Source organism: Rhodospirillales bacterium (assembly GCA_016699855.1).
In the GTDB taxonomy this organism is placed as follows: Bacteria; Pseudomonadota; Alphaproteobacteria; order Reyranellales; family Reyranellaceae.
This window is the reverse complement of the sequence record CP064988.1, coordinates 2,832,356-2,853,642: the sequence shown is the minus strand read 5'-3', so window position 1 is coordinate 2,853,642 and position 21,287 is coordinate 2,832,356. Positions and strand designations below refer to the sequence as shown.

Below are 21,287 nucleotides of genomic sequence, written 5' to 3'. Positions count from 1 at the left end.
GGCGCCTCAATCGGCCTTGAAGCCCGACGCCGCGACGACGGGCTTCCAGCGCGCCATCTCCTCCGCGACGAAGGCGGCGAACCCGGCCGGCGTCGTGGTGCGCGGCTCGAGCCCGGCGGCGGCCAGCTTCGCCGCCACGCCGGCATCGGCGGCGGCGGCGACGATCTCGCGGTTGAACGCCTCGACGATCGCCACCGGAGTCCGCGCCGGCGCGTAGAATCCCAGCCAGCCGTCGCCGACGATCTTCGGATAACCCAGCTCGGTGAAGGTCGGCAGATCCGGGCCGGCCAGCGCGCGCCGCGCGCCCGAGGTGGCGAGGATGCGGACCTTGCCGCTCTGGTGGTGCTGCAGGAAATCGGTCAGCGCGCCGGTGCCGGCCGGCACCTGGCCGGCGGAGAGGTCCTGCACCAGCGGCGCCGCGCCGCGGTAGGGCACCGCCTGCAGGTCGACGCCGATGCCGGCGCCGAGCATCAGGCCGAAGAACATCGGCAGGCTGCCCATCGCCGTGGTGCCGAAGCTGGCGCGCTTGGGATCGGCCTTCAGCCACGCGACATACTCCGCCAGCGTCTTGACCGGCAGCGTCGGCGACAGCGCGTAGGCGAGCTGGAAGGTGCCCAGCAGGCTGATCGGCGCGAAATCGGTCTGCGGATCGTAGGGCAGCTTGGAGTAGGTCAGCTTGGCCATCACCGTCGAGGCGATCGGCGCCAGCATCAGGGTCAGGCCGTCGGGCGCGGCGTTCCTGAGCTGCTCGGCGGCCACCGTGCCGCTGGCGCCGCCCTTGTTCTCGACCACGATGTTGACGCCGGTGCGCTCGCGGATCTTCTCGACGACGATACGTCCCATGACGTCGGTGCCGCCGCCGGCGGGGAAGCCGATCAGCAGGCGGATCGTGCCCGCCGGCAGGCCGGTCTGGGCCCGCGCCACGGCGGGGGCGGCCAGCGCGGCGGCGGCGGCGACAAGCGCGTGGCGGCGGTTCAGCGTGGATTTCATCGGTGGCGTCTCCCCGTCGGGCGCGGCGCGTTGTAGCCTGCGCGCGTCTTCCGACCGGAAGTGAAGCCCGCGCGGCGCCGCCGCGCAAGACGCGCCGGAGACGCCGAGGACGCGCCACCCGCGCGTCGAGACGCGCCATCGACGCGCCGAGGAGAGGGACGATGAACGCGACGCCCACCACCGGCGCCAACGCACGGCGCGATTTCTACGAGCGCATCGGCGCGCTCTCGATGGCGCCGCTGTGGGAGTCGCTGCACCAGCTCGTGCCGCCGGCGCCGGCGCCGGGATACGTTCCCGCGCATTGGAGCTACGACGCGGTGCGGCCGTTCCTGATGGAGTCCGGCGCGCTGATCACGGCCAAGGAGGCGGTGCGCCGGGTGCTGATCCTCGAGAACCCCGCGCTGCGCGGCACCGCCTGCGCGACGCCCACGCTGTACGCCGGGCTGCAATTGATCCTGCCCGGCGAGATCGCGCCCAGCCACCGCCACACGCAATCGGCGCTGCGCTTCATCGTCGAGGGCGAGGGCGCCTACACCGCCGTCGAGGGCGAACGCACGATCATGCGCGAGGGCGATTTCGTCATCACGCCGAGCTGGACCTGGCACGACCACGGCAACGATTCGACCGCGCCGATGGTGTGGCTCGACGGGCTCGACATCCCGATGGTGTCGCTGTTCAACGCCGGCTTCGCCGAGAACGGCGCCGAGGACGCGCAGGCCGTGACGCGGCCCACCGGCGATTCCGACGCCCGTTACGGCAGCGGCTTGCTGCCGGTCGACTTCAAGACGGCGCGGCGCGCCTCGCCGGTATTCAACTATCCCTACGCGCGCACGCGCGAGGCGCTGCGCGCGATGGAGCGGGCCGGCGATCCCGATCCCTGCCACGGCCACAAGCTGCGCTACGTCAACCCCGCCAATGGCGGCGCGCCGATCGCGACGATGGGCACGTTCATGCAGCTCCTGCCGGCGGGCTTCGCGACGGCGCCGTACCGGTCGACCGACGGCACGGTGTTCTCGGTGGTCGAGGGCGAGGGCGAGACGCGCATCGGCGGGACGGTGGTGCGCTGGAGGAAGCGCGACCATTTCGTGGTCCCGAGCTGGGCGGTGGTCACGCACAACGCCACGAGCGAGTCCGCCCTGTTCAGCTTCAGCGACCGCCCCGTCCAGGAGAAACTCGACCTCTGGCGCGAGGACCGCGGCGGGCGGTGAACGGCGCGCATTTGTGGCCCTCTCCGCCGCGGAGCGGGGGAGAGGGCAATTTTCTCACAGCGCCTTGATGCCGGCGCGCTTGACGAGGTCGGCGTAGACGGCGAGGTCGCGGCGCAGCAGCGCGTCGACGGCGGCCGAGGGCACCGGCGCCGCCGGCGGCACGAGGCCGGCGCTGTCGAGCCTCTTGAGCACCTCGGGATCCTTCAGCGCCTCGTTGGCGGCGGCGTGGATGCGCGCCACGACGTCCGCCGGCGTGCGCGCCGGCACCAGGATCGCGTACCAGCTCTCGACCACCGAATCGGCGAGGCCGGCCTCGGCGAAGGTCGGCACGTCGGGCGCGTCCTTGTGCCGGTGGACGCCCGCCACCGCCAGCGCGCGCAGCTTGCCGGCGCGGATGTGCGGCGTCGCCAGCACCGGCGCCAGCAGCGCCAGATCGAGGCGGCCCTCCAGCAGATCGGGCACGCCCGGCGGCAGCCCGCGGTAGGGCACGCCGGCGATGTCGGCGCCGGTGCGCAGCTTCACCAGCTCCATGTTGAGGTTGATCGAGGTGCCGGCGCCGGGGCTGAGATAGGTCAGCTTGCCGGGCGCCGCCTTGGCGCGCGCGATCAGCTCGGCCATGGTCTTGAACGGCGACGACGCCGGCACGACGGCGATCGACGGCACGTTGCCGAGATAGGCGGCGCCCGCGAAATCGGCGATCGGATCGAACTCGACCTTCTGCAGATGCGGCGTGACCGTGTGGCTGACGGTGGCCAGCACCCAGGTGTGGCCGTCGGGCGCCGATTTGGCGACGATGTCCGTGGCGATGGCGGTGTTGCCGCCGGGCCGGTTGTCGGCGACCACCGGCTGGCCCAGCGTCGCCGACATGCGCTCGCCGACCGAGCGGCCGACCACGTCGACGATGCCGCCGGCCGGGAACGGGATGACGAAGCGGATCGGCTTGGACGGGAACGCCTGGGCGCGGGCTGCGGACGCCATCGCGAACGGCGACGCGGCTGTGGCGGCGAGCGCCGCGCGGCGGGTGATCATCGTAAGCCTCCCCTGTCGGTTCCGGCCTCGATCCGGGCCGGTTCCCTCTCGTGGCCGCAGCGTCGCACACCGCGCGGCGGGATGTCGACCTTCGCCCTCTTCACACGCGAGAGGTCGCGACGATCTGTTCCCTCTCCGCCGCGAAGCGGGGGAGAGGGTGGGGCCCATCGCGAAGCGATGGGAGGGTGAGGTGGTCTTCGTATCTGTCGTGGTCGAGATAAAATGACCGCGGGCGGCGATATCAAACGTCCGTGGAATGACGGAGCCGTTCCGTAGCTGGACGCACCTTTTCACGATCGGCGTTCTTGCCGACACAACGACCACCTCACCGCCGCAGTATCGGCGCTTCGCCGATACTGCGTACCCGCGCTGCGCGCGGGCCCCTTCCCTCTCCCCCGCTTCGCGGCGGAGAGGGAGAAATGCGGCGGCGCAGGTGGAAACGCGACGCGCTGGCGGAACCAATCGCGGCGCGGTATCGCTTGGCGGCGGACAGCGCCAACGAGGGAAACGCCATGCTCGAGACCACCATCGCCGGCAGCCTGCCGAAGCCGTCCTGGCTCGCCAAACCCGGCGTGCTGTGGGCGCCGTGGACGCTCGACGGCGCGCCGCTGCTGGAGGCGCGCATGGACGCCACGGCGCTGAGCGTGCGCGAGCAGGAGGCCTGCGGCATCGACATCGTCAGCGACGGCGAGCAGGCCCGCCAGCATTTCGTGCACGGCTTCCTCGCGGAGATCGACGGCGTCGATTTCGCGAAGAAGATCCGCATGGGCATCCGCGACAACCGCTACGAGGCCGACTGCCCGACCGTGACCGGGCCGTTGACGCGCCGCGCCTCGGTGCACGCGGCGGAGGCCCGCGTCGCGCGCGCCGCCACCACGCGCAAGCTGAAATTCACCCTGCCCGGCCCGATGACCTTGATCGACACGCTGGCCAACGAGCACTACCGCGACCGGATCGACATGGCGTTCGCCTTCGCGCGGCTGCTGAACGAGGAGGCGCGCGAGCTGGAGGCGCTGGGCGTCGACGTGGTGCAGTTCGACGAGCCGGCGTTCAACGTCTACATGCGCGAGGCGGTCGAGTGGGGCATCGACGCGCTGCACGTCGCGGCCGAGGGGCTGCGCTGCGCCACGGCGGTGCACATCTGCTACGGCTACGGCATCGAGGCCAACGTCAAATGGAAGGCGACCTTGGGCGAGCGCTGGCGGCAGTACGAGCAGACCTTCCCGGCGCTGGACCGCAGCCGCATCGGCCAGGTGTCGCTGGAATGCGCCAACTCGCACGTGCCGCTCGACCTGATCGCGCTGCTGCCGAACAAGACCGTGCTGGTCGGCGCCATCGACGTGGCCAACGACGCCGTCGAGACGCCGGAGCAGGTGGCCGCGACCCTGCGCGCGGCGCTGCGCCACGTCGACGCCGAGCGGCTGCAGGCCTGCACCAACTGCGGCATGGCGCCGATGACGCGGGAAGTGGCCTACGGCAAGCTGCGCGCGCTGGCCGCCGGCGCGGCGATCGTCCGGCGGGAGGTCGGGGGGACGTAGTGCGGTCGCCGCGGAGGCCGCTCGCCTCTACCTTTCGGTCAACGCGAAGAGCGCGATACGGCCGGCGATCCAGCAAAAAGCGGCTATCGGCGCGGCGGCAATCACGATGAGGTCGGCCGTACCTCGATCGAACGGAAGTGTCGCCGGGCCGAGGGAATTGACCGCGACCACGGTCACGACGACGACGCCGAACAGCACCAACGCAGCGACCCGACCCGCGCGATACAGCGTCACTCCGAGCTGTTGCGGCGCGGTCGGCTTGTCCGCGAAGCGGATATCCGGCCTGAACATTCCGGGCATCGTTCACTCCAGATCCGATGGGACCGAACTCCGACCCCAATCCTCGCATGACGAGATCACGTCTGTCATTCCGAGCGCAGCGAGGAATCTTTCGGCCGCCACCGCGTCAGTCGCCCTCAAGATGTCTCGCTACGCTCGACATGACGGGAGGAGCCGGCGTGGCCTTCGTTGCCTCGTTCGGCCGCCGCTCAGGGCGCGGTCCACGCGGTGACGCCCCATTGTCATCCCGAGCGCGGCGAGGGATCCAGGCGCCGGCACTGGATCCCTCGCCGCGCTCGGGATGACAGCGAGGTGTGAGGCCCGGACCGAGCGTCCTCACACCATCCCACATCGTGGACGCAGCCGATCACTCCCGGTCCACCGGCGCGCCGCCGGGGAAGAGGTGGCGGTAGGGGCGGGCGTCGTCGACGGCGCGGGCGACGGAGGGGCGGGCGCGCAGGCGACTTATGTACGCGGCGAGATGCCGGTGGCCCTCGATGGGATACACCCAATCGGCGTAGAACAACGCCGGCGCCGCGGCGCAGTCGGCGAGCGTGAACGTATCGCCCGCCGCCCATTCGCGCGACGCCATCTCGCCGTCGAGCCAGGCGTAGCTCTTGTCCAGCATGGCGCGCGCCTGCGCGACGCCGAAGGGATCGCGGTCGGCCGCCGGCCGGACGCGGTCGAACACGATCGCCTGCATCGGCGTCATGACGTAGTTGTCGAACACGCGGTCGCGCATGCGCACGTCGAGCGCGGCGTCGGGATCGACCGGGATCAGGCGCGGGCCGCCGGCGTGGAGGTCGAGCCATTCGACGATGACGCTCGATTCCAGCAGCGTGCGGCCGCCGGCGTCGAGGACCGGGAAGCGCTCCAGCGGCCACAGCGCCTTGAGCGCGGCGCCGGCGGCGGGGTTCTCGGACGACAGCAACTGGAGGTCGAACGCCGCGCCCTTCTCGTGGAAGGCGATGAGGACCTTCTGGCAATAGGACGAGAACGGGTGGGCGTAGAGTTTGGGGGGCATGGTGGCTTTCCCCCTCTCCGCCCGCATCGCGGGGGGAGAGGGTCGGGTGAGGTGGGTCGTCGTGAAATCGATGGCGTTTGATATCGGAGTTCGAGGCTCTTCCTCAACACCCCCATCGATACGTCGACCACCTCACCGCCGCTGTATCGGCGCTTCGCCGACACAGCGTACCCGCGCCGCGCGCGGGCCCCTCTCCCCCGCTACGCGGCGGCGAGGGATTTGATGCGCAGGGTCTCGGCGAGGTAGCGGTTGATCGCGGCCACGTCGATCCGGCCGCCGCAGAGGCCGACATGGCCGTCGGGGCGCAGGAGGTAGAAGGACGGCGACGGGATCGAGGCGCGCGCCAGTTCGGCGGCGTTCGCGGTACCGGCGGCGACGGCGTGGACGCGCAGGCGGTCGCCGAGGTCGAACGCCTCGGCGGGCGGCGCGTCCTGGCCGACCACGACGAGGTTGAACACGGTGTCGTCGAAGCGCTCGAACGAATCCTCGACCCCCGCGCCGCCGGCGAATGCCAGCGTCAGCCACGGGAAGCGGTCGCCGGGCTGCGGCGCCTCGGCCGGCATGCCCGTCAACGCTTTGGACAGCGCGCCGGCGCGGTAGTGGATGCCGGTCTGCGACACGATTCGGAACGCGAAGCGCTGGATGCGCGGCCGGCGCATCGCGAAGGCCGCGACGCGCGCGAGGATCTTGGTGCGCAGCAGCCCGGCCCACCAGCTATCCGACACGACCAGCATGAAGGCGCGGTCGGTGGTGTTCAGCAGGCGGCGCGCCACCGGCACGCGCTCCTCCTCGTAGGTGTCGAGCAGCGCCGCGCCGGCGACGCCCTTCACGACCAGCGCCAGCTTCCACGCCAGATTGGCAGGAATCCTGCAGGCCGGTGTTCATCCCCTGGGCGCCGACCGGGCTATGGATGTGGGCGGCGTCGCCGAGCAGGAAGCAGCGGCCGGCGCGGAAGCGCGCGGCGGCGCGGTGGTGGATGCGGTAGGTCGAGAACCAGGTGCAGGCCTTGAACGCGAGGTCGGCGCCGGCCTCGCCGCGCAGCGAGGGCACGACGTCGTCGAACGTCACGCCGTCGCGGCCGCGCAGTTCCGGCGGCAGGATGCCGACGACGCGCCAATGGTCGCGCCCGCGCATCGGGAACAACAGGTGGAAGCCGGAGCGCCACAGGTAGACGTTGACCTCGTCGGGCACCATGCCGCCGGTCATCTCGACGTCGGCGACGAAGAACACGTGCTCGTAGGGCGCGCCGGGGAAGCCGACGCCGTTGAGTTCGCGCACGGCGCTGCGGGCGCCGTCGCAACCGCCGATCCAGCCGGCGCGCAGCGTCCGGCTCGATCCGTCGGGCGTCTTGAGCGTGGCGGTCACGCCGTCCGCGTCCTGCGCCAGCGCCACCAGCTCGGTGTTCCACTGGATCGCGACGCCCTCGGCCGCGAGGCGCTCGCCCATCAGGCGCTCGTTGTCGTCCTGGCCGAGCACGAGGATGAAGGGATAGGGCGTGAGCCCGCGGCCGGCCTCGCCGATCGGGACGCGCGCCATGTGCCGGCCCTGGGCCCAGATGTCGGCGCCGGCGCCCGGCTTGCCCAGTTCGATGGCGCGCCCGGCGAGGCCGAGATGGGCGTAGATCTCCAAGGTGCGCGCCTGCACGCCCAGCGCCCGGGTCTGGAGCGACGGGCCGGCGTGGCGGTCGATGATCGCGACGCGGACGCCCCGGCGGTGCAGCTGGCTGGCCAGCATCAGCCCGGTCGGGCCGGCGCCGACCACGAGGACGTCAACGTCCATCCCCGCTCCCTGTGGCTAGCGCGTTCCCGGTCGCCGGGAGCCGGCGGCATTCCGCCCGCGACCCGCCTCCAGCGGCGGGCTCGCGCGAAACTGGTCGCGGCGCGTCAGTGCGGCCGGATGTGCCGCGGGGCGTAGTGGGTGCCATGGAAGCCGGCGAACATGTCGCCGACCTGCGGATGGGTGACCGGCTTGCCGCTGTCGTCCGGCAGCAGGTTCTGCTCCGAGACGTAGGCGACGTAGGTGGTCTGCGCGTTCTCGGCCAGCAGATGGTAGAAGGGCTGGTCGCGGCGCGGCCGCACCTCCGCCGGAATGGACATCAGCCATTCCTCGGTGTTGCCGAACTCCGGGTCGATATCGAAGATCACGCCCCGGAACGCATAGATCCGGTGCTTGACCACCCGACCGATGCCGAACTTGGCCGTTCTCATACGCCGTACTCCGTGGCCCGCGCTCCGCGGGTCGCGCGCCGACGCCCGCGACGCCGCCGGCCCCGCCCAAGGCGGCGGGGCCTGATGGCGCATTTTGCCCGCGCCGCGACGCTTAGGCAATCGGGCTGTGGTGAGGGCGCGTTTCTCCGCCTGACTCCGGCCCGCCGCCGCCGTAGTATGCGGAACGCGGACCGGGGAGAGCACGGCGCCCGCGCGGGGAGGTCCGCTTGACGGGCGAGCTATCGGTGCGGTTCTGGGGCGTGCGCGGCTCGGTGGCGTGCGCTGGATCCGAGTATTTGCGCTACGGCGGCAACACGCCCTGCATCGAGATCGCCGCCGGCGGACGCCGGCTGGTGTTCGACGCCGGCACGGGCATCCGGCCGCTGGGCATCGCCATGGGCGACGCGGATCCGCTCGACATCGACCTGTTCTTCTCCCACACGCATTTCGACCATATCGGCGGGCTGTCGTTCTTCGCGCCGCTGTTCTCGCCGGGCAACCGCATCCGGATGTGGACCGGCCATCTGCTGCCGGACATGCGGATGCCGGACGTGCTGCGCCAGCTGATGGCGGCGCCGCTGTATCCGGTGTCCGTCGATATCTTCAAGGCGGCCGTGCAGTTCAACGATTTCCGCGCCGGCGAGACGTTGAACCCGGCGCCGGGGATCGTCCTGCGCACGGCGCCGCTGAACCACCCCAACGGCGCCACCGGCTACAACACCGACGAGGAGTACCCGCGCTACCGCGGCTGGGGCCACTCGACCTGGCAGGAGGGCGTGCGTATCGCCGACGCCGCCGGCGTCGGCACGCTGGCGATCTTCCACCACGACCCTTCGCACGACGACGATTTCATGGACGGCGTCGCCGCCGCCGCGGCGCGGGCGCGTCCCGGCACGAACGCCAACGGCCTGCCGCGCGTCGTCGTCACCCACGAAGGGCTCGTGCTGGCGCCGTGACCGCCCCGTCACCGCGGACGCGACCGGTGGCGCGATGAGCGCGCGCCAGACCTGGCGGCGGCTGGCGCTCGGCCTGCCGACCGTGCTGGGCACGGCACGGCGCGGCTGGTTCATCCCCTACCGCTACGCGGCGACGCTGCCGGAAGCCGGCGCCTCGCCGCCCTACGACGCCGTCGAACGGCTGTTCGCGCGCGAGGCCGCGGCGTTCGCCGCCACGCTCGACGCCGTCGACGCCCACGCCGACGCGCTGCGCGCCATCGCCGCCGGGCCGGCGCCGGCGGGCTGGCGCGCCAAGCCGGCGCGCTTCGACCAAGGCTGGTTCCCGACGCTCGACGCCGCCGTCGCCTACGCGATGGTGCGCGACCGCCGGCCGCGGCGGATCGTGGAGATCGGCTCCGGCCATTCCACGCGGTTCCTGGCGCGCGCGGCGGTCGATGGCGGGCTCGACGTCGAGATCACGGCCATCGACCCCGCGCCGCGCGCCGACATCGCCCTGCTGCCGGGCGTGCGCGTGGTGCGCGAGACGGTCCACGCCGCCGGCGCGGCGCCGTTCGCGGCGCTGGCCGGGGGCGATGTCCTGTCGATCGATTCCAGCCACGTGCTGATGCCCGGCAGCGACGTCGACCTGCTGTTCAACCGCGTCCTGCCCGCGCTGCCGGCGGGCGCGCTGGTGCACATCCACGACATCTTCCTGCCCGACGACTATCCCGCGGCATGGGCGTGGCGGAACTACAACGAGCAGCAGGGCGTGTCGCCGTTGCTTACCGGCGGCGGCTACGCGCCGCTGTTCGCAAGCCACCACGCCGCGACCCGGATGGCGGCGCGGGTGGCCGCGTCGGTCGTCGCCGGGTTACCGGCGGCGGCCGGCAGCCACCCCGCCAGCCTATGGCTGCGCAAGGACCACCCGCCGCTATCGTGACCATGCGCGGCGCGGCCGTCGCGGCGACGGCGCGCGGGGTCTACACTGACGCCCATGAAGCCCGTCCCGTTCGCCGACCGCGTGTCGGCGTGGCTGACCGACGGCGGCCGCGACGCCGCGCCGCCGGAACGCGTGCTGGCCGCCATCCGCGCGCAGCAGGAGCGCAGCGAGATCCTGGTCGGCTGGATCCAGCTCGCGCTGGTCTGCTTCTTCGCCACCCTGGTCGCGTCCTTCGACATGGCGGAGGGGATCGTCCAGGCGGATTGGTCGATCGAGCACCAGGTGGTGGGCGCCTATCTCGCGCTGACGATCGCCCGCATCTGGCTGGCGCACGCGCGCCGGCTGCGCGCCTGGATGCTCTACGTCTCCGTGCTCGCCGACGTCGTCCTGTTGATGACCGTGATCTGGTCCTTCCACCTGAAATACGCCCAGCCCGCGGCCTTCTACCTGAAGGCGCCGACGCTGCTCTACGTGTTCATTTTCATCGCCCTGCGGGCGTTGCGGTTCGAGGCGCGGTTCGTGCTGTTCGCCGGCGCGGCCGGCGCCGCCGGCTGGGCGGCGATGCTGTGGTACGCGCTGAGCGGCCATGGCGGGCCGCCGAACAGGACGCGCAATTTCATCGAGTACGTCACGTCCAACGCCACGCTGGTCGGCGCCGAGATCGACAAGATCATCGCCATCCTGCTGGTGACGGCGATCCTGGCTCTGGCGATCACGCGGGCGCGGCGGCTCCTGATCCGCGCCACCACCGAGAGCGCGGCGGCGATGGACCTGTCGCGCTTCCTCGATCCCGCCGTCGCGCGGCGCATCCGGGGCAGCGAGGTGCGGATCGCGCCGGGCAGCGGCGAGGCGCGCGACGTCACCATCCTGACCACCGACCTGCGCGGCTTCACACGGCTGTCGAGCGACCTGTCGCCCGACGAGGTGATGCGCCTGCTGAACGACTACCAGGCGCGCATCTGCCCGGCGATCCAGGCGGCCGGCGGCAGCATCGACAAGTTCCTCGGCGACGGCATCCTGGCGTCGTTCGGCGCCGCCACGCCGGGCGGGACGTACGCCGCCGACGCGCTGCGCGCCGCCGACGCCGTGACGGCGGCGGTCGACGCCTGGAACGCGGAGCGGTCCGCCGCCGGGCTTCCGGCCGTCCGGGTCGGCATGGCGCTGGCGTCGGGCCGCGTGCTGTTCGGGGCGGTCGGCGACGGCGACCGGCTCGAATACACCGTGATCGGCGACGCCGTGAACCTGGCGGCGAAGCTGGAGAAGCACACCAAGGCGGAGAACGTTCGCGCCTTGTGCGACGTGGCGACCTGGGACGGCGCCGCCGCGCAGGGCTACGCCGCGCCGGGCGGCCGCGAGCGCCGCGCCGCGCGCACGGTGGCCGGCGTCGCCGCGCCGGTCGATCTGATCGTGCTGTCGCCGTAGGATCGGACGGTGTGGCCGCCCCGGCGGGCACGGTCCGGTTACTTGCCCTTTGCCGGGGCAGCCCTTATGTAAATCGGGCGGGCCGGCCAGGCCCGCGAGCGGAGATCGCGTGGGCGGCCATATCGACATCATCCTGATCGCGCTCGTGGCCGTGTTCCTCGTGCTGCGGCTGCGGTCGGTCCTCGGACGACGGACGGGCAACGAGCGTCCGCCGGCGCAGGATCCGTTCGCGCCACCGCCGGCGGCGCCGGTGGAACCGCGCCGCGACGGCGGCAACGTCGTCGATCTGCCCGGCGCCGCGCCACCGCCGCCGGCCGCCGGCACGGCGGGACCCGGCGGGCCGGTGCTGGTCTCGGCCACCGCCACCAGCGGCGTCGCCGCGGTGCGCGCCGTCGACCCCGGATTCGATCCGGTCGGCTTCGGACGCGGCGCCCGGGGCGCTTTCGAGATGATCGTCGGCGCGTTCGCGAAGGGCGACTCGGCGTCGCTGCGGCCGTTGCTCGACGCGGCGACCTTCGCCAGCTTCGACGCCGCGATCCGCGACCGCGCGGCCCAGAAGCGGACGCTGGAGACGACCCTGATCGGTTTCGACTCGACCGAGATCGTGGGCGTCGAACTGCGCGACTCGCAGGCGATGGTCACCGTCCGCTTCGTGACCGAGCAGATCAACGTCACGCGCGACGCCGACGGTCTCGCCGTCGACGGCAACCCGAACACCGTCGAGAAGGTCATCGACCTGTGGACGTTCGCGCGCGACACGCGCTCGGACGATCCGAACTGGCAGCTCGTGCGCACCGCCACGGAGTGACGGGACGGCGCGCGCGCCACGACATCGCCACGATCCCGCGCTGAGGTCGCGGCGCTACGGACAGCACCCCGCGCCGCGCGCTCGAAGACCGCGGACGGGACCGGACGGGAGGAGAGCGTCGTGCGTCGCTTCACGCAAACCGCCGATAGACGCGCCGCGCTGACGCTCGCGGCGTGCCTGTCGCTGTCCGGCTGCAGCCTGTTCGGCGCCGAGGGCGGCGGCGAGGTCGGCCGCCGGCCGGCGCTGGCGCCGGTCGCGTTCGCCGAGCTGCCGCAATGGGGCGTCGACGGCCAGGCCGACGCGCTGGCCGCCCTGAAGCGGTCATGCCCGCGAATCTCCGTCGGCGACGGCACCAGGGTGGCGACGGCCTCGGGCGAGGTCCTCACGCCGGCCGAGGACTGGAAGCGCGTCTGCGCCGCCGCCAACGGCATCGGACCGCGCGACAACCGCGCCGCCCGGGCCTATTTCGAGAGGCACTTCCAGGCCTACGCGGTCTCCGGAGCCGGCGTGGACGGCAAGTTCACCGGCTACTACGAGCCCGAGATCCGCGGCAGCCGCGCGCCCAGCCGCCGCTTCACGATCCCGGTCTACCGCAAGCCGCCGGACGTGAAGGGCGAGACGGCGTATCTGACGCGGACCGAGATCGAGAACGGCGCGCTGAAGGGCCGCGGTCTCGAGATCGCCTATGTCGAGGACGGCATCGGCCTGTTCGAGATGCAGGTCCAGGGGTCGGGCCGCATCGCGCTCGCCGAGGGCGGCGTGTTGCGCCTGGGCTTCGACGGCACCAACAACCGACCCTACACCGCGATCGGCAAGGTGCTCGTCGACGAGGGCGCGCTGAAGCGCGAGGAGGCGACGTGGCCGGCCATCCGCCGCTGGCTGCAGCAGAACCCCGCGCGCGCGCGCGAGATCATGCGCAAGAACGAGCGCTACGTGTTCTTCCGCGACACCGGCAAGGCCGGCGCGACCGGCGCCCAGGGCGTGGCGCTGACCTCCGGCCGCTCGATGGCGGTCGACCCTAGCTTCGTCGGCTACGGCGTGCCGATCTACATCGACACCGAACGCCCGGCGCCGGGCAAACCCGGCAACGAGCCGTTCCGCCGCCTGATGGTCGCGCAGGACACCGGCGCGGCGATCAAGGGGCCGGTGCGCGGCGACGTGTTCTTCGGCACCGGATCGAGCGCCGCCGATTCCGCCGGCCGCATGAACAGCGCCGGCCGCTGGTGGATCCTTCTGCCGAAGAAGCCCTGAGCCGCGTCGCCGCGCGGCCGGCCTTTCCCTCCCCGCCGCGCAGCGGCCGAGCGGAAAAGGACGGCCGCGACCCGCGGCGTCCGGCCGGTTGCGCGGCCGCGCCCGTCCGGCCATTGTGCCGGCCGTGATTCCAACGCGCCGGAAACGATGAGCCCCGCGATTCCCACGTCCCGACCGCACGACCCGTCGAGAGCCGGCGCCGGCCGGACGGTGGCGCTGTTCGTCACCTGCCTGGTCGACATGTTCCGCCCCTCCGTCGCCTTCGCCGCCGTGAAGCTGCTCGAGGATTCGGGCTGCCGCGTCGTCGTCCCCGACGCGCAGACCTGCTGCGGGCAGCCCGCGTACAATTCCGGCGACCGCGCCGACGCGCGCGCCGTGGCGGCCGGCGTGATCGCGGCGTTCGAGCCGTTCGACCACGTCGTGGCGCCGTCGGGCTCGTGCGCCGGCATGATCTCGCACCACTATCCGGCGCTGTTCGCGGACGATCCCGCGATGGCGGCGCGCGCGGCGGCGCTGGCGGCCAGGACGTTCGAGCTGACGGCGTTCCTGGTCGACGTGCTGGGCGTGCGCTCGGTCGCCGCCGCCTACGCCGGCCGCGCCACCTACCACGATTCGTGCTCGGGCCTGCGCGAGCTCGGCGTCAAGGCGCAGCCGCGCGCCCTGCTGGCCGGAGTCGACGGGCTGGCTCTGGCGGAGATGGCCAACCCCGAGATCTGCTGCGGCTTCGGCGGCACGTTCTGCGTCAAGTATCCCGACATCTCCAACGCCATGCTCGACGACAAGATCGCCGACATCGCCGAGACGGAGCCGACACGCTGCTGGCCGGCGATCTCGGCTGCCTGATGAACATGGCCGGCAAGCTGCGGCGCGAAGGCCGCGCGGTGCGCGTGCGCCACGTCGCCGAGGTGCTCGCCGGCGCGGGCGATCTGCCGCCGATCGGCGCCGTCGAGTAGACGGCGCGCGGAAGCCCACCGGAGGAGTTGCAGCGATGCGGTCGACGGCGCACGCCTTCAAGGACAACGTCGGACGGGCGCTGGTCGACGGCGACCTCCAGCGATCGCTGGCGATGCTCAAGGTCGGATTCTCCGAGCGCCGCCGGCAGGCGGTCGAGCGCATGCCGGAGTTCGAGGCGCTGCGCGACCGCGCCCGTGACATCAAGGACCACGCGCTGGCGCATCTCGACATCTACCTCGAGAAGTTCGAGGCCAAGGTGCTGTCGCTGGGCGGCCACGTGCACTGGGCGCCGACGGCGGCCGACGCGCGCGCGATCGTGCTCGATATCTGCCGCGCCGCCGGCGCGCGCACCGTCGCCAAATCGAAATCGATGATCGCCGAGGAGATCGCGCTCAACGAGCACCTCGAGGCGCACGGCATCGAGCCGGTCGAGACCGATCTCGGCGAGTACATCATCCAGCTGCGCGGCGAGCCGCCCAGCCACATCATCGCGCCGGCCGTGCACCTCACCAAGGACCAGGTCGCCGACACCTTCCTCGAGCACCACGCCAAGCTGGGGTTCGACCGCCGCCTGACCGAGCGCAACGACCTCGTGGCCGAGGCGCGCCACGTGCTGCGGCGGAAGTTCCAGGAGGCCGACGTCGGCATCACCGGCGCCAACTTCCTCGTCGCCGAGACCGGCAGCTCGACGCTGGTGACCAACGAGGGCAACGCCGATCTCAGCAACACCCTGCCGCGCGTCCATATCGTGATCGCCAGCATCGAGAAGGTGATCCCGACGCTGGAGGACGCCGCCGCGCTGCTGCGCGTGCTGGCGCGCTCGGCGACCGGCCAGGAGTGGTCGAGCTACACGACGTTCAACACCGGACCGAGGCGCGCCGGCGATCTCGACGGGCCGGAGGCCTACCACGTGGTGCTGCTCGACAACGGGCGCTCGAACGTGCTCGGCACCGAGATGCAGGAGATGCTGCGCTGCATCCGCTGCGGCGCCTGCATGAACCACTGCCCGGTCTACGGCGCCGTCGGCGGCCACGCGTACGGCTGGGTCTATCCCGGCCCGATCGGCGCGGTGCTGTCGCCGCAGCTCATCGGCGTCGAGGAGGCCGGCAACCTGCCCAACGCCTCGACCTTCTGCGGCCGCTGCGAGAGCGTCTGCCCGGTGCGCATCCCGCTGCCGAAGCTGATGCGGCACTGGCGCGAGCGCGAGTTCGAGCGGCGCCTGACGCCGGCCGCGACGCGCCACGGCCTCGCGCTGTGGGCGTTCCTCGCCACGCGGCCCAGGCTCTACGCCGCCGTCACCGGGCTGGCCAACCGCGCGCTGGCGCTGTTCGGCCGCGCCGAGGGCAGCTACGGCGCGCTGCCGCTGGCCGGCGGCTGGACGAAGCACCGCGACTTCCCCGCGCCGCAGCCCGGCGGCACGTTCCGCGCGCAATGGAAGGCGCGCGGGGGCGCCACGCGATGAGCGCCCGCGACACCGTCCTAGGCGCCGTGCGCCGCGCCGTCGGCCGCGGACCCGCTTCGCCGGACCGGCTGGCGGCCGTCGAAACGCGGCTGCGCGAGCACGCCGTCAACATCGTGCCGGCGCGCTCGGACGGCGACCACGCCACGCGCGTGGCGCTGTTCCGGCAATGGGCGACGGCGATGCAGGCCACCGTCGACGAGGCGGCGGCGGCCGACGTGCCGGCGGCGGTCGCGGACTACCCCGCGGCCAACAACCTGCCGTCGAAGGCCGTGATGGCGCCGGATCCGGCGCTCGACCGCTACGACTGGGGCGAGCGCCAGCTGCTCGAGCTGCGGCGCGGCGTGCCGGTCGACGCCGACCGCGTGTCCATCACCGGCGCGCTGGCCGGCGTCGCCGAGACCGGCACGCTGGTGTTCGCGTCCGGCCCGGAGCATCCCACGTCGCTGAACCTCCTGCCCGAGACGCATGTCGTCGTGCTGCGCGAGGCCGACATCGTCGGTCCCTACGAGGAGGTGTTCACGCGGCTGCGCGCGCGCTACGGCGAGGGCCGGATGCCGCGCACCGTCAACACCGTCACCGGGCCGTCGCGCACCGGCGACATCGAGCAGCAGCTCGAGCTCGGCGCGCACGGACCGCGCCGCCTGCACATCGTCGTCGCGCGCGGCTGAGCGGCGGGAGCCGGTGATGGCCGACGCCGAGGCGCAACTGAGGGTGGTCGGCACCAGCGTCGGACGCGAGATCGACGCGCTGCTGGCGGCCGTCGGCGCGGCGTGCGGCGCGACGCGGCCGGTGCGCGCGCTGCAGGTCGGCGCCCGCGTCGCGCCGATGAGCAAGGCCGACCGCAACTGGCGCCACGTGCTGGAGGCGCGGTTCGGCAAGCGGCTGCGGTACACCGGGCTCGACATCGAGGCCGGCGTCAACGTCGACGTGGTCCACGACGTCTGCGACGAGCCCGCCGCCGTCGACCGCGCGCTCGGCGGCGCGCGTTTCGACCTCGTGGTCTGCGAGCACGTGCTGGAGCACGTGCGCGCGCCGTGGCGGGCGGCGGCCGCCATCCAGTCGGTGATGGCGCCCGGCGGCCACGCGCTGATCGCGGTGCCGTGGTCGCACGCCCACCATCCGCGGCCCGACGACTTCTGGCGCATGTCGTTCGCCGGCGTCGCCGTGCTGTTCGACGCGCTGGAGCCGGTAGAGCTCTACTACACCGGCAACGCCGTCGGCCTCGACATCGCCTACCGCGTGACGCGCGACGGCCGGGTCGAGATGTCGCCGGCGATCGGCGCCGTCGAGCAGGGCTTGTTCCAGCTCACGCTCGACCACGAGGAGAACAAGGCGCTGCTGTCGCGCCAGCCCGGCCAGCGCGTGCCGCTGTCGCGCGTCTACCTGCCGGCGATGGTCGTCAACGTGGTCGCCCGCAAGCCCAAGGCGTCCGGCGCCAAGGCGGCGTCGTGACCGGCGCCGCGCGCGCCTGCGCCGCCGCCGCCGCGCTGCTCGCCGGCCTGACGCTGATGGCGGCCGACGTCGGCGCCCAGAACCGCCCGGCGCCACCCGCTCCCGCGCCGGCGGCGCCGCCGTTGAAACTGCGCATCGGAATTGACACCGGCGCGCCGCCCTTCGCCGCGCGCGGCGCCGACGGCGGGCCTGTCGGCTTCGATGTCGAGCTGGCGCGGGCGCTGTGCGCCCGGCTGAAGGCGGAATGCGCGGTCGAGGCGGTCGACTGGGACGCGCTGCCGGCGGCGTTGTCGGGCGACTCCCTCGACATCGCGCTGGGCGGCTTCGATCCGGCCGATTTCCGGCGCGACAGGCCGGCGTTCTCGGCGGCCTACGCGCGCCCGACGGTGGCCCTGGCCGTCCGCAAGGGCGAGAGGATCGAGGCGACGGCCGCCGGCATGAAGGACCGCCGGATCGGCGCCCAGCGCGCGACCCGCGTGGCCCGCTGGCTGGCCGACACGTCGGGCGCGGCGGCCAGCCTGTTCGAGACCCGCGAGGACGCGCTGGCGGCGTTGCGCGGCGGGGATGTCGACGCCGTCGCGGCGCCGCGCCGGGCGCTGGTGGAATGGCTGAAGGGGCCCGGCGCGGCGTGCTGCGAGCTGGCGAAGGGCGACATCCGCGATCCGCTGGCGGCCGGCGAGGGGATCGCCATCGCGCTGCGGCCGCGCGATCCGCGGTTGAAGGAGACGGTCGACAAGGCGCTCGCCGCGCTCGCGGCCGACGGCACGATCAAGCGGCTGGCCGAGCGCCACCTGCCGTTCCCGATCCAGTGACGCCGCCCCGCCACGGCCATGATCGCCGCGCAGCGTGCGACGCCGCGCCGCCTCGACGGCGCGCCTCCCAACGACGATTCAGCGCCCGATGCCGACGCGCCCTCTCCGCTCCGTCCTAGATCCGCTGCGCGCGCTGGCGCTGGCCGCCGCGGTCGCGCTCGGCTCCGCGCTCGCCGCCGCCCAGACGCCGCCGGCCCCGGCCCAGCCGCCGCGTCCGCGGCCGGCGCCGGCGCCGCCGCAGAAGGGCAAGCCGGGACAAAAGCCGCCGCCCGAGCCGATGATGAAGGCGACCGTCGTGACGGAGGGCGCCTATCCGCCGTTCAACAGCGTCGACGCGCAGGGCCGGCCCGGCGGCTTCGAGGTCGAGCTGGCGGCCGCGATCTGCCAGCGCGCGAGGATCGACTGCAGGATCGTCACCACGAAATGGGACGACGTGATCCCGGGCCTGCTCGACAAGCGCTACGACGTCGCGATGTCGTCGATCGAGATCACCCAGGAGCGCCGCAAGCGCCTCGCCTTCGGCCGCCGCTACTACACGATGCCCGCCGCGTTCGTCGCCGCGAAGGGCGCGTTCCCGGCCGACGGCGCGCAGGCCGTGCTCAAGGGCAGGACGGTCGGCGTGGCGCAGGCCTCGACGCACGCCGACTACCTGGAGAAATCCTCGCGCAAGCTGTTCCGGATCAAGCGGTTCCCCACCCCCGAGGAGGCGCTCAAGGAGCTCGCCGCGGGCAAGGTCGACGCCGTGCTCGGCGGCAAGGTCGCGCTGTGGCAATGGGTGGAGTCGCGCGACGGCGCGTGCTGCGCGCTGTTCGGACCCGACGTGAAGGACGTGCGCACGCTGGGCGAGGGCGTCGCGGCCGCCTTCCGGAAGGACGACCTGAAGCTGCGCGAGGCGTTCAACAAGGGGCTCGCCGACCTGATCGCCGACGGCGGCCACAAGCGCATCGCCGACAAGTACTTCCCGTTCCCGGTCTACTGAGGAAGAGCGCCCCCTCAGGCGAAGTCGGACGCCAGCGCCGCGCGCGCGGCCTCCGGCAGCGCCGCCATGTGGCCGTAGTTGGGATGCGTGAAGCCCACCACCACCTCGGCGCCCGGCCGGCGGAACGCCGCGACCTGCGCGTCGCTGAAGGCGAAGCGCGCGAACTGCACGGCCGACGCCTTGCCGTCCTCGGCCCGGGTGCGCTCCTGGTCGTCCTCGGCCGCGCCCCGGATCGTCTCGCCGCCGACGCGCAGGAACATCGTGTGCTCGACGCCGCCGAGAGTCGCGAGCACGCGCGCCCGGCGCACGGGGTCGTCGATCTCGAACATGACCGTCGCCACCAGTTCGCGGCCGCCGGGGATCAGCGGATTGTAGGCCGCCAGCTCGTCGGGGATCTGCGCCGCGCCGCCTTTCTCGATGTAGAGCATCTCCTGCACCTGGTGCAGCATCGTGTCGTAGCTCTCGAAGTAGAACGTGGCGAACGGGCCGACCTCGACGCGGCGGTCGCGCTTCAGCGCCGTGATCGCGGCGCGGCGCGCGGCGCGCACCTTGACGTAGGCGTCGAGCGGCAGGATGTCGGCGGCTTCGATCTTGCGCATGGGCGCGCTCCCGCGTTCAGACGTCGATGCCGTAGGCGCGCGCGAACAGCTCGACGGGATGGTGCGCGCGCGCCGGCGGCGGCGGACCGCCGTCCTCGGCGACCGTCGCCATCACCTGCGCCAGATGGTCGCCGGCCATCGGGCATTCGGAGGCGACGAACGGCGTGGCGTTGCGCACGGCCTGGCGCGCCGCCGGCTTGCCGACCTTCACCGCGACGTCGAAGTTGGCGCTGCGCGCGCCCCATACGCCGCCGTGGCCGGAGCAGCGCTCGATCACCGACACCGGCGTGTCCGGGATCAGGCGCAGCAGCTCGGCCGCCTTCGGACCCACGTTCTGGGCGCGGGCGTGGCAGGCGAGATGGACGCTGACGCCGCCCTCGAGCTTGGACAGACCGGGCGCCAGCCCGTCCTTGCGCGCGATGTCGACGATGTACTCGGCGATGTCGTAGGTCGCCTTCGACAGGCGCTTGACCGGCTCGTCGCCCGGCAGGATCAGCGGCCATTCGAACTTGAGCATCAGCGCGCAGGACGGCGTCAGCGCCACGACGTCGTAGCCCTTGTCGATCCACGGCGCGAACGCCGCCGAGACGTTCCGCGCCGCCTCGGCCACGGCCGCGATGTCGCCCAGCTCGAGCCGCGGCATGCCGCAGCAGGCGGGATGCACGACCTCGGATTCGACGCCGTTGCGCGCCAGCACCGCGCGGGTCGCGGCCCCGATGCCGGTGTCGTTGAAATTGCCGTAGCAGGTGGCGTAGAGCACGACCTTGCGCTTGCCGAAGGCCGGCGCCTCGCGGTTGACCACCGGCGTCTCGCGACGCGCGCGGTTGACCAGCGTCTCGCCGGCGTAGCGCGGCAGCCGGGCGCCGTGGTGGATGCCGGCGACGCCCTCCATCAGACCGCGCGTCGCGGTGTTGCGTTCGTCCGTCGCCCAGTTCACGAGCGACGACGCCATGCCCGCCAGGACGCCGTTGCGGTCGGTCGCGGCGAGCTGCCGGTCGATGAAGGGGATCCCGTTCTTCTTCGCCTGCACGGCGCGGTGGCGCAGCATCAGGTGCGGGAAGTCGAGCGCCCATTCGTGCGGCGGCACGTAGGGGCACTTCGTCATGAAGCACATGTCGCAGAGCGTGCAGGCCTCGACCACGGGCCCGAAATCGGCGCTGTCGACGCCGTGGACCTCGCCCGCGTCGGTGGCGTCGACCAGGTCGAACAGCCGCGGGAAGGAATCGCACAGGTTGAAGCAGCGGCGGCAGCCGTGGCAGATGTCGAAGACGCGCCGCATCTCGGCGTCGAGCTTCGCCTCGTCGTAGAAATCGTCGCTCGTCCAGGCGAGCGGATGCCGGGTCGGGGCTTCGAGGCTGCCTTCACGCATGGATCAACCCGCGGCTACGCGGCCGCGCC

The 21,287-nt window shown here is 72.7% G+C and carries 19 protein-coding genes and 2 pseudogenes; 13 read left to right on the top strand and 8 right to left on the bottom strand.

Annotated features, from left to right (window positions below):
* Positions 1 to 6 precede the first annotated feature (6 nt).
* Positions 7 to 990, bottom strand: coding sequence for an ABC transporter substrate-binding protein (locus IPK81_13460; GenBank protein ID QQS10661.1), 984 nt, complete (start codon positions 988 to 990; stop codon positions 7 to 9).
* A 161-nt stretch (positions 991 to 1,151) separates the two neighbouring features.
* On the opposite strand from IPK81_13460, the gene gtdA reads away from it, so the two are divergent.
* On the top strand, positions 1,152 to 2,198 hold the full coding sequence (gene gtdA, locus IPK81_13455) for a gentisate 1,2-dioxygenase (protein QQS10660.1): 1,047 nt from the start codon (positions 1,152 to 1,154) through the stop codon (positions 2,196 to 2,198).
* Between the two features lie 54 nt (positions 2,199 to 2,252).
* Here gtdA and IPK81_13450 read toward each other — a convergent pair whose 3' ends face one another.
* On the bottom strand, positions 2,253 to 3,227 hold the full coding sequence (locus IPK81_13450) for a tripartite tricarboxylate transporter substrate binding protein (protein ID QQS10659.1): 975 nt from the start codon (positions 3,225 to 3,227) through the stop codon (positions 2,253 to 2,255).
* A 512-nt stretch (positions 3,228 to 3,739) separates the two neighbouring features.
* Here IPK81_13450 and IPK81_13445 point away from each other — a divergent pair.
* Positions 3,740 to 4,765 (top strand): methionine synthase, encoded by a 1,026-nt coding sequence (locus tag IPK81_13445; protein ID QQS10658.1) that lies wholly within the window; start codon positions 3,740 to 3,742, stop codon positions 4,763 to 4,765.
* Between the two features lie 27 nt (positions 4,766 to 4,792).
* Here the strand turns inward: IPK81_13445 and IPK81_13440 are convergent, their stop codons facing one another.
* The 4 genes and pseudogenes from IPK81_13440 to hspQ form a co-directional block, all read right to left on the bottom strand.
* The gene (locus IPK81_13440; GenBank protein QQS10657.1) at positions 4,793 to 5,065 is read right to left on the bottom strand and encodes a hypothetical protein; all 273 of its coding nucleotides are present in this window, start codon (positions 5,063 to 5,065) and stop codon (positions 4,793 to 4,795) included.
* Between the two features lie 346 nt (positions 5,066 to 5,411).
* A complete protein-coding gene (locus IPK81_13435) occupies positions 5,412 to 6,068 on the bottom strand; it encodes a glutathione S-transferase family protein (GenBank protein ID QQS10656.1) in 657 nt (218 codons plus the stop codon).
* Positions 6,069 to 6,268: 200 nt separating this feature from the next.
* A pseudogene (locus IPK81_13430) lies at positions 6,269 to 7,847 on the bottom strand (FAD-dependent monooxygenase).
* Positions 7,848 to 7,951: 104 nt separating this feature from the next.
* A complete protein-coding gene (gene hspQ, locus IPK81_13425) occupies positions 7,952 to 8,275 on the bottom strand; it encodes a heat shock protein HspQ (protein QQS10655.1) in 324 nt (107 codons plus the stop codon).
* Positions 8,276 to 8,502: 227 nt separating this feature from the next.
* Here hspQ and IPK81_13420 point away from each other — a divergent pair, with 227 nt between their 5' ends.
* From IPK81_13420 to IPK81_13370, 11 genes and pseudogenes are all read left to right on the top strand, one after another.
* Positions 8,503 to 9,231 carry an MBL fold metallo-hydrolase gene (locus tag IPK81_13420; protein QQS10654.1) on the top strand — a complete coding sequence of 243 codons (729 nt, stop codon included), beginning with the start codon at positions 8,503 to 8,505 and terminating at the stop codon, positions 9,229 to 9,231.
* Positions 9,232 to 9,265: 34 nt separating this feature from the next.
* Positions 9,266 to 10,150 carry a class I SAM-dependent methyltransferase gene (locus tag IPK81_13415; protein ID QQS10653.1) on the top strand — a complete coding sequence of 295 codons (885 nt, stop codon included), beginning with the start codon at positions 9,266 to 9,268 and terminating at the stop codon, positions 10,148 to 10,150.
* A 54-nt stretch (positions 10,151 to 10,204) separates the two neighbouring features.
* Positions 10,205 to 11,572 (top strand): adenylate/guanylate cyclase domain-containing protein, encoded by a 1,368-nt coding sequence (locus IPK81_13410; protein QQS10652.1) that lies wholly within the window; start codon positions 10,205 to 10,207, stop codon positions 11,570 to 11,572.
* Positions 11,573 to 11,693: 121 nt separating this feature from the next.
* Positions 11,694 to 12,380 (top strand): Tim44 domain-containing protein, encoded by a 687-nt coding sequence (locus IPK81_13405; protein QQS15098.1) that lies wholly within the window; start codon positions 11,694 to 11,696, stop codon positions 12,378 to 12,380.
* A 120-nt stretch (positions 12,381 to 12,500) separates the two neighbouring features.
* Complete coding sequence (locus IPK81_13400) at positions 12,501 to 13,631, top strand: MltA domain-containing protein (protein ID QQS10651.1); 1,131 nt, start codon at positions 12,501 to 12,503, stop codon at positions 13,629 to 13,631.
* Positions 13,632 to 13,778: 147 nt separating this feature from the next.
* Positions 13,779 to 14,584: pseudogene (locus IPK81_13395) on the top strand ((Fe-S)-binding protein).
* A gap of 35 nt (positions 14,585 to 14,619) precedes the next feature.
* Positions 14,620 to 16,047 carry an iron-sulfur cluster-binding protein gene (locus IPK81_13390; protein ID QQS10650.1) on the top strand — a complete coding sequence of 476 codons (1,428 nt, stop codon included), beginning with the start codon at positions 14,620 to 14,622 and terminating at the stop codon, positions 16,045 to 16,047.
* Positions 16,044 to 16,715 carry a lactate utilization protein gene (locus tag IPK81_13385; protein ID QQS10649.1) on the top strand — a complete coding sequence of 224 codons (672 nt, stop codon included), beginning with the start codon at positions 16,044 to 16,046 and terminating at the stop codon, positions 16,713 to 16,715. The genes IPK81_13390 and IPK81_13385 overlap by 4 nt, the downstream gene beginning before the upstream one ends.
* A 16-nt stretch (positions 16,716 to 16,731) precedes the next feature.
* Positions 16,732 to 17,499 (top strand): methyltransferase domain-containing protein, encoded by a 768-nt coding sequence (locus IPK81_13380; GenBank protein QQS10648.1) that lies wholly within the window; start codon positions 16,732 to 16,734, stop codon positions 17,497 to 17,499.
* Positions 17,496 to 18,311, top strand: a complete 816-nt coding sequence (locus IPK81_13375; GenBank protein ID QQS10647.1) for a transporter substrate-binding domain-containing protein — start codon at positions 17,496 to 17,498, stop codon at positions 18,309 to 18,311. The genes IPK81_13380 and IPK81_13375 overlap by 4 nt, the downstream gene beginning before the upstream one ends.
* Positions 18,312 to 18,399: 88 nt before the next feature.
* Entirely contained in the window at positions 18,400 to 19,290 is an 891-nt protein-coding gene (locus tag IPK81_13370) for a transporter substrate-binding domain-containing protein (protein ID QQS10646.1), read from the top strand.
* 14 nt (positions 19,291 to 19,304) lie between these two features.
* On the opposite strand, the gene IPK81_13365 is transcribed toward IPK81_13370, so the two are convergent.
* Together IPK81_13365 and IPK81_13360 are read right to left on the bottom strand one after the other, a co-directional pair.
* Positions 19,305 to 19,889 (bottom strand): DUF3501 family protein, encoded by a 585-nt coding sequence (locus IPK81_13365; GenBank protein QQS10645.1) that lies wholly within the window; start codon positions 19,887 to 19,889, stop codon positions 19,305 to 19,307.
* Between the two features lie 16 nt (positions 19,890 to 19,905).
* A complete protein-coding gene (locus IPK81_13360; GenBank protein QQS10644.1) occupies positions 19,906 to 21,258 on the bottom strand; it encodes a glycerol-3-phosphate dehydrogenase in 1,353 nt (450 codons plus the stop codon).
* Positions 21,259 to 21,287 lie beyond the last annotated feature (29 nt).

Excerpts from the sequence above, each read along its gene's own strand:
- gtdA (QQS10660.1), top strand. The coding sequence starts at position 1,152 with ATGAACGCGACGCCCACCACCGGCGCCAACGCACGGCGCGATTTCTAC.
- IPK81_13380 (QQS10648.1), top strand. The coding sequence starts at position 16,732 with ATGGCCGACGCCGAGGCGCAACTGAGGGTGGTCGGCACCAGCGTCGGA.
- IPK81_13410 (QQS10652.1), top strand. The coding sequence starts at position 10,205 with ATGAAGCCCGTCCCGTTCGCCGACCGCGTGTCGGCGTGGCTGACCGAC.
- IPK81_13370 (QQS10646.1), top strand. The coding sequence starts at position 18,400 with ATGCCGACGCGCCCTCTCCGCTCCGTCCTAGATCCGCTGCGCGCGCTG.
- IPK81_13385 (QQS10649.1), top strand. The coding sequence starts at position 16,044 with ATGAGCGCCCGCGACACCGTCCTAGGCGCCGTGCGCCGCGCCGTCGGC.
- IPK81_13415 (QQS10653.1), top strand. The coding sequence starts at position 9,266 with ATGAGCGCGCGCCAGACCTGGCGGCGGCTGGCGCTCGGCCTGCCGACC.
- IPK81_13440 (QQS10657.1), bottom strand. The coding sequence starts at position 5,065 with ATGCCCGGAATGTTCAGGCCGGATATCCGCTTCGCGGACAAGCCGACC.
- IPK81_13365 (QQS10645.1), bottom strand. The coding sequence starts at position 19,889 with ATGCGCAAGATCGAAGCCGCCGACATCCTGCCGCTCGACGCCTACGTC.
- IPK81_13445 (QQS10658.1), top strand. The coding sequence starts at position 3,740 with ATGCTCGAGACCACCATCGCCGGCAGCCTGCCGAAGCCGTCCTGGCTC.
- hspQ (QQS10655.1), bottom strand. The coding sequence starts at position 8,275 with ATGAGAACGGCCAAGTTCGGCATCGGTCGGGTGGTCAAGCACCGGATC.
- IPK81_13390 (QQS10650.1), top strand. The coding sequence starts at position 14,620 with ATGCGGTCGACGGCGCACGCCTTCAAGGACAACGTCGGACGGGCGCTG.
- IPK81_13460 (QQS10661.1), bottom strand. The coding sequence starts at position 990 with ATGAAATCCACGCTGAACCGCCGCCACGCGCTTGTCGCCGCCGCCGCC.
- IPK81_13435 (QQS10656.1), bottom strand. The coding sequence starts at position 6,068 with ATGCCCCCCAAACTCTACGCCCACCCGTTCTCGTCCTATTGCCAGAAG.
- IPK81_13450 (QQS10659.1), bottom strand. The coding sequence starts at position 3,227 with ATGATCACCCGCCGCGCGGCGCTCGCCGCCACAGCCGCGTCGCCGTTC.
- IPK81_13360 (QQS10644.1), bottom strand. The coding sequence starts at position 21,258 with ATGCGTGAAGGCAGCCTCGAAGCCCCGACCCGGCATCCGCTCGCCTGG.